Source organism: Streptomyces zhaozhouensis (genome assembly GCF_900230195.1).
GTDB lineage: Bacteria > Actinomycetota > Actinomycetes > Streptomycetales > Streptomycetaceae > Streptomyces > Streptomyces zhaozhouensis.
This window is the reverse complement of record NZ_OCNE01000029.1, coordinates 36,067-48,024: the sequence shown is the minus strand read 5'-3', so window position 1 is coordinate 48,024 and position 11,958 is coordinate 36,067. Positions and strand designations below refer to the sequence as shown.

The following is an 11,958-nucleotide window of genomic DNA, read 5'->3' as shown; positions in this document are numbered from 1 at the left end:
TGTCGCTTTCGCGGCACTCGACTGCATCCCGGGCTTCAAGGGCATCACCACCGCCGCAGGGTTGGCCGCAGGGCTACGCAACGCGGGGCGTGGCCTGCGCAACCTCGGTCGTGGCGGACTGCGGGGCGCGGACGACATACCAGCGCCGCGCGACACTCCCCCCGGGGGCCGGTGCCTCAACGGCGACCCGGTGGACATGGCCTCGGGCGAGGTCCTGATGCTGGAGACCGACGCGGACCTCCCCGGCGTGCTGCCGTTGGTGCTGCGCCGGACGCACGTCTCCGGGTACGAGTGGGGGCGGTTCTTCGGCACCTCGTGGACCTCGACGTTGGACGAGCGTCTGGAGATCGACGAGGAAGGCGTCCGTTACGCCACCGAGGACGGGATGATCCTCCGCTATCCCGCGCCCAGGCCCGGGACAGTCCAGGCGCCGCTTGAGGGGCCGTACCTTCCCCTCGACTGGGACGGGGACGCGAACGGCGGGATCCGGATCACGGACCCGGGCACCGGGCGCGTCCGACACTTCACGCCCCTGCACCAGGCTCCTCACGGGACCGAGAACTTCACCCTCTACCTGACCCGGATCACCGACCGCAACGGCAACGACATCACCATCGACCGAGGCCAGGCCGGGATTCCCCTGGCCGTGCGGCACGGCGGCGGCTACCACATGGACGTCGACTGCGTGGCGGACCGGGTCGTCGGTCTGCGGCTGCGCGATCCCGAGGCGGGTGAGGACGGTACCCGGCTGCGCCGTTTCGCCTACGACGTGCGGGGCGACCTGGAAGAGGTGCACGGGTCCGCGCCGCGACCGATGGTCTACGGCTACGACGACCGTGGCCGGGTCCTGTCCTGGACCGATCCCGAGGGGCACTGGTACCGCTTCGCGTACGACGAGGCCGGTCGCTGTGTCGCGGGCCGGGGCGAGGACGGGGTGCTGGACTGCGACATCGCCTACGACGAGCCGAGCCACACCACCTGGTTCACCAACTCCCTCGGCCACACCCGTCGCTACCGCCACGACGGCCGGTTCCGGCTGATCGAGGCCAGTGACCCCCTGGGCAACACCCTGCGCAACGAGTGGAACGAGGAGGGCCGTCTCGCCGCTCAGATCAACGAGCTGGGGCACGTCACTCGCTTCACCTACGACGCGATGGGCAACCTGACGTCGCTGGCGCGCCCCGACGGCGGCTCGTTGACGGCGGAACACAACGAGCTGGGCCTGCCGGTCACGGTCACCGAGGGCGAGGCCGGCACCTGGCACCACCGCTACGACAGTGCGGGCAACCTCGTGTCCACCGTCGACCCGACGAACGCGGAGACCCGCTACACCTACGGCGACCACGGCGAGGTCACGACGGTCACCGATCCGTTGGGCCACACCAGCCGGGTCGAGTCCGACGCCGCGGGCCTGCCCCTTCGCGTCATCGACCCGTTGGGCAACGCCACCCTGCACGAACGCGACGCCTTCGGCCGCATCCGCGCCACGGTCAACCCCTCGGGGCAGCGCGCCCGTTACGGCTGGACGCTGGAAGGCCGTGCCGCCTGGGCGGAGAGGCCGGACGGGACGCGGGAGACCTGGGAGTGGAACAGCCGGGGCAAACTCCTGGCGCACACCTCGCCGGACGGCGCCACCCTCACCATGGAGCCCTGGCTCTTCGGTCAGGCCGTCAGCCGTACCGAGCCCGACGGCACCACCTACGCCTTCAGCTACGACACCGAGCTGAACCTCACGGCGGTGACCAACCCCCAGGGCCGGCAGTGGACCTACCGGTACGACGAGGCCAACCGGCTGGTCGGGGAGACGGACTTCACCGGCCGCACGATCGCGTACGCCATGGACGCCGTGGGCCGGCTCGTCGAGCGGAGCAGCGAAGACGGACGACACACCATCGTCTACACGCGGGACGCGATCGGGCGGGTCACACACAAACGGGCGGGAAGCCTGGAGTTCGCCTTCGCCTACGACACGCTCGGCAACCAGATCCGCTCACAGAGCCCGGACGCGCTGGTCTCACGCGAGTACGACGCGATGGGGCGGCTGCTCAGCGAGACCGTCAACGGTCAGGCCACCACGTTCCGTTACGACCTGCTCGGCCGCCCGATCGAGCGCCGCACACCCGCCGGCGCGGTCTCCACCTGGTCCTATGACGCGACGGGCCGCCCCGAGGGGCTGACCGCCGGCGAGCACCACCTGCGGTTCGGCTACGACGCCTCCAGTCGCGAGGTGCTGCGGCAACTCGACGACACCCTGGCGTTGACCCAGGAGTGGGACGCGCACAACCGGGTCACCGAACAGACCGTCACCGCACGCCCCACCGAGGGCACCGACGCACTCGTGCAACGCCGACGCTTCGGCTACCGCGCGGACGGGCTGCTCACGACCGTGGAGGAACTGACCACCGGCAGCCGCGAGTTCACCCTGGACGCCGCCGGCCGGGTCACCTCCCTGAGCGGCGACGACTGGACCGAGACCTACGCCTACGACGCGGCGGGCAACATGTACCGCCCCGGCGAGAACGACACCTCTGGCGAAAACGGTTCTGCCGACGGCCCGGCGGCCGACCTGCCCACCGAGTTCCTCGGCAACCAACTGCGCCGCGCCGGCCGGACAACCTACGAGTACGACTCCCAGGGCCGGCTGATCCGCACCCTCAAGCGGCTGCTCAACGGGCAGCGCCGGATCAGCCGATACCACTGGAACGAGGACGGTCGCCTGGTCGAGGCCCGGACTCCCCACGGCGGACACTGGCGCTACCAGTACGACGCCGCCGGCCGGCGGATCGCCAAGCAGCGGTTGAACGAGGAGGGAGAGGTCACCCGGACCGTCACCTTCACCTGGGACGGCACGCGGCTGGCCGAGCAGAGCACCGACGACGGCCGGGTCATCAGCTGGGACTACGCCCAGGGCACCCACCGACCGATCGCACAGCGCGGCGTGAGCGGCGGCGGAACGACCGACCAGACGCCCGTCCGCTCGTTCCACGCGGTGATCACGGACAGTTCCGGCGCCCCGGCCGAGCTGGTCTCCCCCGAAGGGGAGATCGACTGGCAGCTCCGCACCACTCTGTGGGGCGCCCCCCGCTTCTCTGATACCACCGAGCGGAGTGCCGTCGACTGCCCGCTGCGGTTCCCCGGCCAGTACGCGGACGCGGAAACGGGCTGGCACTACAACCTCAACCGCTACTACGACCCGCACGCCGCGCGTTACGTCTCCCCCGACCCGATCGGTCTGGCCGGTGACGCCAACCAGTACGCCTACGTTCCCAACCCGCTGTGGCTGATCGACCCCCTCGGCCTCTACCGCAACCCGTCGAACGGCCGCTACGCGCATGACCCCAGTCAACCGCCCCAGCAGCACAATCGGGGCACTGAATACCCCAGCGGCTACCGTCAGTCCACCCATGACGAGATGGCGGCACGGTGGACGGACGAGGGCCGCGCGGCCGGTAATCAGACCCCGGTCGACGCCAGCGGCAACCGCATCCCGCGCGACCAGCTCACCTGGCGTGACCGTCGGGGGCGTGTCGTGCCCACCGACGAACTGACCTACGAACACCGAGAGCCCGTCGTCGAGCACTGGAATCGCGAGGGATACAACACCGACCGTGCGACACGGAACGACTTCTACAACGACGTCGACAACCTGGAGCCGATGACCAGAAGCCAGAACTCCCGGGGCGGTGCTAACTTGAACACCACGTACCGGCAGGACGTGGGACCGAACTATGTGTGCAGTTGACAGGAGTTTTGTTATGGACCTGAAGAATGCGGTCGAGGCATTCCCCAACGTCGCTGCCCTGGACGGAGTTCCGGACGCTTGGGAATGGTCTCCGGCTCCTGGTCTGAACTTTTCCGGGGTGGTTGACGCGAGCAGTGGGGTGCTGTTTCAGTCGCATTATCGGGGCAAGCGTGACACGCGTATGGACGAGGCGGTTGCGAAATTCATCCGGGCACACTCCGGTGAACTCGCGGTGCCCACTCGACCTCTGAACCCGGTGAGTGGTTTCTCTGCACCTGGTTATTCCTTCGACGTTCTGGTGTCGCTCCCCCCAGAGATCCACCGGCACTACGAGTACGAGAACCCGGAACTCAATCCCTTCGTCTATGTGGTTTTCCCCGCGTATGCGCTGGAATTCGCCGGTGATGAGGATGAGGCGGAGGCGGAGGCACGCGAGAGGCAGATCGATCCCTGGGTCCTCGACCGAGAGCCCGTTCCCTACCTGAAGATGCGGTTCGACAACACCAGGACTCAGGCGCGTAGCCGGGGGAGTGCCAGGGGGTTCGCGCGGCACACCATGTTCCACCACGAGTTGGGGGAGTTGGAGGGCTCGCCGGGGAGTTTCGTCGAGTTCGAGAACCGGCGTCACGAGGTGTGGCGCGTCGAGTGGGACGGTGGCCTCGTCCTGACCGGGGCGGGCGTCGAGGGTGCGCGGCGGCTCGATCTGGCTGAGCTGCGGGCGTTCGCGGACGAGCGGCTGCGGGGGAAGTGAACCGCGCGTGACGAGGATCCGCGCCATCGAGTGGGACGGCACCGTCTGGGATGATCCCTCTCCCGACCGGTTGGGGGATCTACTGGCGGACATGAACCACCGCTTCCGGTTCCTGATCGTGGAACGGGCCGACGCTCCGGACCCCGAGCAGTCGTACCTCCAGGTGCGGCTGGAGGACGACGGCAGCCACACCGTGGAGTACCGCGAGGGTGGCCCGCTCGCGCACTGCACCGCCCGGGTGGAGCGCCGACCCGAGCCGTGGGGGCTGGACTTCCTCGTCTCGGTCGTCAACGACTGGGCCGCCGGCGGTTCCGACTGGCGCACCGCCCTGCCCTGGCGACCTCTGCCGCCGGAGCAACTCGCCTGAGCGGCGAGGACCACACGTACCAGGACGGCCCCTGGAAAGAACGCCCTGGCCTCTGAGTGCCGCTTCCGCGCACGGCTTCCGGAGTGCCTCGTGCGTTCGCGCCCGCAGCCCGATCAGGCCGCTGGGCTGAAGACGCTCCGGGTCCTCTACGGGGTCACCGACCCGGGGGCCCCGTGAGGGATGGCTTTCGCTCGCTGGCGAGAGCAAGAAGCAGCGCTGGTGGGGCGTACTGGAAGACCGGCTGCCGCAGGACCTCGTCGACCTGATCGGTCTTGAGGAGGACATCTCGTACTGTCGCGGGTTCCGACCGGGCGTCATCGACGGGCTGTTCCAGACCAAGGAGCACGCCGAAGCCGTGATCGGCGGCGGATCTTCCGACCCTCTGGGAACCGGCCGTCCGACATGCAGGTCGTGCTGCTGGAGAACCACGTCAGCCACACCTACCTGGAGGACCCGAGCGACATCGGGTTCTACGGCGATGTCTTCGACCACCTCCGCTCGCGCGGAGAGCACGACGACCTGCGCCAGGTACCGGCCGCCGTCCGCGGACCACCTCCGCTCGCGCGGCGAGCACCAGCTGGCGGGCCAGCGCCCGGTCGGCGCGGGCGGACCACCTCCGCTCGCGCGGAGAGCACGTCCTGGCGGCCATCGGCCCCGAGATGAACACCGGACCACCTCCGCTCGCGCGGAGAGCACGATCCCTGAAGCGCTGACAACGATCACGCTGCCGGACCACCTCCGCTCGCGCGGAGAGCACGCCGGGGAGGTTCCCTCCGTCCGGCCGGCGGGCGGACCACCTCCGCTCGCGCGGAGAGCACGGAGAGGTTGCCGACTGGTTGGAGGGCCAAGACGGACCACCTCCGCTCGCGCGGAGAGCACCTGCGCAGCCAGCTCACCCACCCTGCGAGCTCCGGACCACCTCCGCTCGCGCGGAGAGCACCATCACCCTGATCTGCGGCATCCGCCTATCCCCGGACCACCTCCGCTCGCGCGGAGAGCACGCGACCCTTATCTCACCGAAGGTCCTCGCTGCCGGACCACCTCCGCTCGCGCGGAGAGCACGTCGGCGCGCTGGGCCCAGAGGACCGCGCGGCCGGACCACCTCCGCTCGCGCGGAGAGCACACCTGCGAGGACATGGCCGCCTCCTACGCCGTCGGACCACCTCCGCTCGCGCGGAGAGCACAGTAACCACACCGCGCACCAAGAGGCCCGGCACGGACCACCTCCGCTCGCGCGGAGAGCACCCTTTTTGACCTGCGGCGTTAGAGGCGGTTTGCCATTCCTTTGCCGTCGGCGACCGCACGCCTCTGGTCGGTCCTGCTACTCATGCCCGTGAGTCTAGGCGCCGTTTGATGCGCCGTGCCGGGTTCCAAAGTGTGGGTGGCGTGCGTCGTCGGCGAGGCCTGTCGCACACGGAAGCTGTACGGCAACGACCGTGCGGTAGAGATGCTTTCTGGACGTGAGCGGCAGGAGTCGATTTTCCCTGGCGTTTGTCTCGAAAGCGGCGGTGGTGAACACCGCCTCCGGCGCTCGTCCGCAGCGATTGGGCACTTCATGGCTGGTCACTAAGAGTCCGTGTGATCGTCCAGGCGGTGACATCCACATGGTGATCTTTCCCTGTATGGCCGGAAGTTGGCTGCCGTCGGGCGCCCGTGCGCGTCCGGAACCCGCTTCGAGGGGCTCGACTGTCAGTGGGGCTTGCTTCGATACCCCCGTGACTGACGAGCAACTCAGAGTGGCGACGTGCACGGTGCTGGACTCCCGGCTGTGGGGCAAGGAGCACGGGCTGGACAGGCCGTACCCGGTGGTGTGTCACCTGCTGGATACGGGGGCGGTCTACCGCGTGCTGTGGGAGACCGTGTTGGGCGAGACCATGCGGGCTCGTATCGCCGCGTCGCTCGGTCTCACGGTTGAGGAGGCGCACGAAGTCACGGCGTTCTGGGCTGCCTTGCACGACCTCGGGAAGATCACCCCACCGTTCCAAGCCCAGGTCCCGGCCGCGTTCGGTCGGCTGAGCGGTGAGTCGTTCTACCGCTTCAGTCCGGGGATAGAGAAGCGGCGCGAGTTCCGGCACGAGATGGCCACCCACTGGGCGCTGGTCGGTCTGCTGACCGAGATCGGCTACCCGGAACACACGATGAGCCGCAGGTCCGTTGCCCACCAGGTGGCTCAGCTTCTCGGCGGTCACCACGGGCATTTCGGTGGCGTGATCGAGCGGAAGGATCTGCTGCTGGACAGCCAGTGCGAACCTGCGTTGGGTGAGGAGGGGTGGCGCGAGCAACGACGCGTCCACCTTCGCGAAGTGCGGCGGGTCCTCGGGGCCGACGCCGTCCCCACCGCAGGGCTGCCGGCCGAGTTGGCCGTCGTCGTCGCCGGGCTCGTGGTCGTTTCCGACTGGTTGGCCAGCCAGACGTCGAGCGTCCGTGCGCTTCTCCCCCCACCCGACTGGGCCGGCGCTCCGGAGCAGTTGGACGCGCACTTCGCGCGTGCCGTTCTCCAGGCCGAGGACGCCGTCGGTAGAAGTCGCCTCGGCCGAGCGCGCTTCGACGAACGAAGCTTCGACGCGATCTTCCCCTTCTCGCCGAACCCTCTCCAACGGGACATCGTCGAGCAGTTGCCGACGTTGGTCGAGGAACGGGGACCGGGGCTCGTTCTGGTGACCGCGCCCACCGGTGACGGGAAGACGGAGGCCGCTCTGTTCGCCGCGTCCGTCCTGGGACGCGCTGCGGATTCCCGGGGCCTCTACTTCGCGCTGCCCACGATGGCTACGGCCGACGGGATGTTCCCTCGGGTGCGGAAGTACGCCAAGACCGCACTGTCGGGCGAACGCGCGCTCACCCTCCTCCACTCCATGGCATGGCTCAGCCCTGTCTACACCGACGACCCCGCCGACGAGCCGGATGGCCTCGACGCCCCCACCGAGTTGGAGGAGGTCAGCGCGGCAAAGGCCACGGTCATCGAGTCCGACGGCTGGTTGCGTGGCGCCAGGCGGCCGATCCTGGCGTCTCTCGGTGCCGGGACCATCGACCAGGCGCTGGCGGCGATGCTTCCCGTGAAGCACAACGCGCTCCGGCTCTTCGGGATGTCGGAGAAAATCTTCATCGTTGACGAGGCGCACGCCTACGGGCCTTGGATGCACCAGCATCTGGTACGCCTTCTCGAATGGCTCGGAGCGATGAGGACGCCGGTAGTGCTTCTCTCGGCGACACTCACCGGGCAGGCCGCCGGCTCCCTCGTGGAGGCCTATCGCCGGGGCGCAGGCTTCACGGAACCGCTGGAGTTCGAACCCTGTTACCCGGGCTGGCTGTTCGCGGACGTGCGAACGGGGCAGGTCACGAAGCCACGGCCCACGGGAACGCTGCGTGGGCGCACCCTCGACGTCGATCTCCGGACGGTGGCCTGGGACGTCAGGGAGCCGCACCTCAACCCCACCCGGCAGGGCGGGCGTCGGGCGGTCCTTCGCGAGGTACTCGCCCCGGTCCCGGCTGAGGGCGGCACCGCGCTGGTCTGCTGCACGACCGTCGCCGAAGCGCAGCGGACGTATCGCGACCTGTGCGGGGCGTTCCCCGAACTGGCGGAACGGGACGGCGGCATCCGCCTGCTGCACTCACGCTTCCCCGCCCACGAGCGCCAACGGATCAGCGAGGAGTGCGAAGCGGCCTACGGCAAGCTCCGCACCGACCAGGGCGACTCCCCGGTGGAAGCCCGCCCGGGCTCGATCCTGGTGGCCACCCAGGTCGTCGAACAGTCGCTCGATCTGGACTTCGACCTCGTCGTCAGCGACCTGGCGCCGTTGGCCCAACTCCTGCAACGCGCCGGCCGCTGCTGCCGCCACGCCCGAGGGCGGTCCGGCCGGCCCACCTGGCTCGCCGACGAGGACCGCCCACCCCTGGTGGTCCTGGCCCCGGCCGGCAGCACCAGCGCCTCGGGGCTCCCCGGCGCGATGACCGCGGTCTACGACCCGAGCCTGCTGATCCGCACGGTGGCCCTGCTCGACCAGCTCCCCGATGGCCGGATCGCCGTACCCGACGACGTCCAGCACCTCGTCGACGAGGTGTACGCGGAGGATTTCACGCACGGGCTGGACGAGGCGGCGCGGAGCGAACTCAAAGGCATGGATCTCGACCGGAGCGCCCGGGAGATGGTCGAGAAGAGCATGGCCACCATGGTCGACGTGGCCTCGCCCGACGGCGTGAACGGCGATCTCGGCAGGCTGAGCAAGCGGGACGTCGGCGTCACCGAGGACCTCCTGACCACCCGCCTCGGCGCGGACACCGGACGGGTGCTCTGCCTCTACGAGCAGTCACCGGACCGCCTCACTCTGGACAGGGAAGGGAGGGTTCCCCTGCCACGCGACTGGGACAAGCAGCCGACGCGCGACTCGGTGCGTCAGCTCATGCGGTTCGTGACCCCGGTCCCGGGCAAGTGGGCGCGCGAGGCGGACGGCCTGAAGAAACGGCCGGAGAGCTGGGAGAAGCAGGCGCTGCTTCGGGAGTTGGTACTGCTCCCCATGACGTCGTCCGCTGCAGGCGGCGTCTGGAGCGTTGAGGTCGGGAGCGGCGTTCTCTCCAGCTCGCACGTCGGGCTTGAGCTGAGTGGTTGAGCGACGGCAGTGCCTACGCAACCGCCGTCGCCCGTCGTCGGAGTTCTGGAACCCGCCACCTTCATGAGGAGAAAACGATGTCCCCGGTCAGATACAGCCTGCTCAACGCCCCTTGGATTCCCGTGCGTTGGGTCCCACCCGCGGAGGGTTCCGCGACGGATGACCTATCCGAACACGTCGGGTTCGCCGAGCTGTTGCGCCGTGCCCACGAGATCGCCGGGCTGGCCGTGGTGGACCCGCCGGCGCACTCCGCGCTGTTGCGGGTGCTGTACGCGCTGACCGTGCGTGTCACCGGCCTGGACAGGGTGGGCACCTCGGAGGACGACTGGGCCGACCGGCGTCAACAGGTGTGGGAGGACGGTCGGCTGCCGGTCGACGGGATCGCGGAGTACGCCGACCGCTATGCGCACCGCTTCCTCGCGTTCGACCCCGAGGGGGGACGTCCGTGGATGCAGGACCCGAGGCTGGAGAAGCAGTGCGACCCGGCCAAAACCGCCGGGGTCAACAAGCTGGTCGTGACGCGGCCCGCGGGCAACAACCATGCCTGGTTCCGCCACAACTCGGACGCGAAGCCGGATCTGCCGACGGTTTCGGAGGCCGTTCTCAACCTGCTGGTGTGGCACTACTGGGGGCCCTCCGGACGCTGCTCCGCCCGAGAGGTGGACGGGGAGAAGACCGCCAGCGCGACGGCGGGCCCGCTTCGGACCGCTCTGTCGTACCACCCGCAGGGGGAGACGCTCTTCGAGACGTTGCTGGCCGGGCTTGTGCCGCCTGACCCGCGCGACCGGCTCGACGAGGACTACTGTCCTTGGGAGTTGGCGGAGCTGCCGGATCCTGCCGCAGTGCCGAGGGAGCCGGTAGGGCCCTGCTCCCGGCTGACCGGCCGCTCCCAACACGCGCTGCTGCTCGTACCGGACGACGACTCGCGCGACGACCACGGCACGCCCACCCTGGTGCGCGACGCGTACATCACCTGGGGAAACCGGGCGGGACGCATGGCCAGGGACGACGACTTCCTCATCTGGCAGATCAGCCAGCAGGGCAACCGCTACCCGCGCCCGGCGGACTCGCGGCGCGCGCTCTGGCGGGACATGGACGCGTTGCTGCTCGCAGAGCCGGGAGGTTCGGCTCAGGCCAGGCGGCCGAAGGTGTTCGCCTCGGCCGCCGAGATGCCCGAGGAGGTCGAACTCCGGGTGCGTGCCCTTGGGTTCGAGCAGGACGGCCAGGCCAAGGACACGCAGTTCGTCGACGGCTCCACGCCGCCGGTTCTCGGATTCGTGGAGGAGCGGGTCCCGCGGACCGGCCACCCGGTCGCCAAGCTCCGGCAGTTGGGCGAGAGCTACGGCTACCGACTGGACCGGGCGCTGAAGCGGGCCTGGAAGACGTACATGGACGATCCCAAGAGCGACGCGGACGCGTGGACGCTTCCTGCCGCCGCCCGGTACTGGGCCGCGGCGGAGGACCAGTTCTGGGCGGTCTTCCGAGAGTTGAGCCGCGATCCGGAACGGATCGATACAGGCTTCGACTTCGAGGGCGCCCGTAGGGCCTTTCTCCGGCTCGCTGAGAACGCCTACGACGAGGTCACGCGCAGCGTCACCGGGAGCCAACGCGGCGCCAAGGCTGTGTTCGAGGCACGTGTCGGCCTGCGGCGATCTTCCGGGAACGGCCAGACGCAGAGCTGACAGCTGACAAGAGCTGAGAGGAACCGACAAGACCAAGAAGGAGGGGAGACAGACCTTGACCACCACCGAGTCGCCGAAGCTCGACCGGGCGGCGAAGCACCGTCAGAGGCTCGTCGCGTATGTGACCCGGATCGACCACATCTGTTCCACCGACCCGGGCGCCCGTGTCGCGCTCCGAGCCGGGCTTCGGCAGGACATCAACAACCGCGCCACCTTCGCGATGAACCGCTACATCGCCCCATGGCTCCCGGAGAACGCCTCCGACGCCACCCAGCGGGCCTACTTCACGGTCGCCGCGTTGATCGCTTCCCGTCCCCGGGCCGCGGAGAACGGGGATGACGAGGACGAGGACGAGGCGCCGGAGGGAGCGAGCGCCGAGCGTTCCGACAGCGGCCCCGACTCCACCGGCGCCGGCGACGAGGCCGAGTCCGACGGGCCGGCCGAGCCCGAGGAACCCGAGCGTTGGGGACCCAGCCTGGGCAGCGCCTTCGCTGAGGCCGTGGCGGAAGTCCCTGGCAGGGACGGGGAAATGAGGGAGAGCGCGGCAGAGAGCCGGTTGAACATGCTCACCCGGCAGGGCGCCAGCGGCATTCACCGGAGCCTGCCCGCGTCCGTTCTCTATCTGCGTCAGCTCGACGTTCCCGTCGACTGGGCCCAGCTGCTGGCCGACCTCATCGCCTGGCCGGACCACTCCGGGCGCATCGCCCGGCGCTGGCTCCAGGACTTCTACCGCCGGCGTCACCGCGACGCGCACCAGGCCGGCGTGGACCAGAAGTCCACCGGAGACTCCCCCGAAGAGCCCCCGGAGTAGT

Annotated in this window: 6 protein-coding genes and 1 CRISPR repeat array; all 6 genes read left to right on the top strand. The window is 69.4% G+C overall.

The features are described from left to right. On the top strand, nt 1-3,742 hold a 3,742-nt coding region (locus CRP51_RS26880), incomplete at its 5' end, for an RHS repeat-associated core domain-containing protein (protein WP_141514678.1). A 13-nt stretch (nt 3,743-3,755) separates the two neighbouring features. Then, a complete protein-coding gene (locus CRP51_RS28590) occupies nt 3,756-4,493 on the top strand; it encodes a hypothetical protein (RefSeq protein ID WP_141514677.1) in 738 nt (245 codons plus the stop codon). Between the two features lie 7 nt (nt 4,494-4,500). Continuing rightward, the gene (locus CRP51_RS26870) at nt 4,501-4,860 is read left to right on the top strand and encodes a hypothetical protein (RefSeq protein ID WP_097233955.1); all 360 of its coding nucleotides are present in this window, start codon (nt 4,501-4,503) and stop codon (nt 4,858-4,860) included. A 484-nt stretch (nt 4,861-5,344) separates the two neighbouring features. Beyond that, nucleotides 5,345-6,105: direct repeats of the CRISPR family, unit length 29 nt; unit sequence CGGACCACCTCCGCTCGCGCGGAGAGCAC. A 470-nt stretch (nt 6,106-6,575) separates the two neighbouring features. Continuing rightward, nucleotides 6,576-9,464, top strand: a complete 2,889-nt coding sequence (gene cas3 / locus CRP51_RS26865; protein WP_245880831.1) for a CRISPR-associated helicase Cas3' — start codon at nt 6,576-6,578, stop codon at nt 9,462-9,464. 77 nt (nt 9,465-9,541) lie between these two features. After that, on the top strand, nt 9,542-11,146 hold the full coding sequence (gene casA, locus CRP51_RS26860; protein WP_097233954.1) for a type I-E CRISPR-associated protein Cse1/CasA: 1,605 nt from the start codon (nt 9,542-9,544) through the stop codon (nt 11,144-11,146). A 55-nt stretch (nt 11,147-11,201) separates the two neighbouring features. Continuing rightward, nucleotides 11,202-11,957, top strand: coding sequence for a type I-E CRISPR-associated protein Cse2/CasB (casB, locus tag CRP51_RS26855; RefSeq protein WP_097233953.1), 756 nt, complete (start codon nt 11,202-11,204; stop codon nt 11,955-11,957). The last annotated feature ends 1 nt before the right edge of the window (nt 11,958 follow it).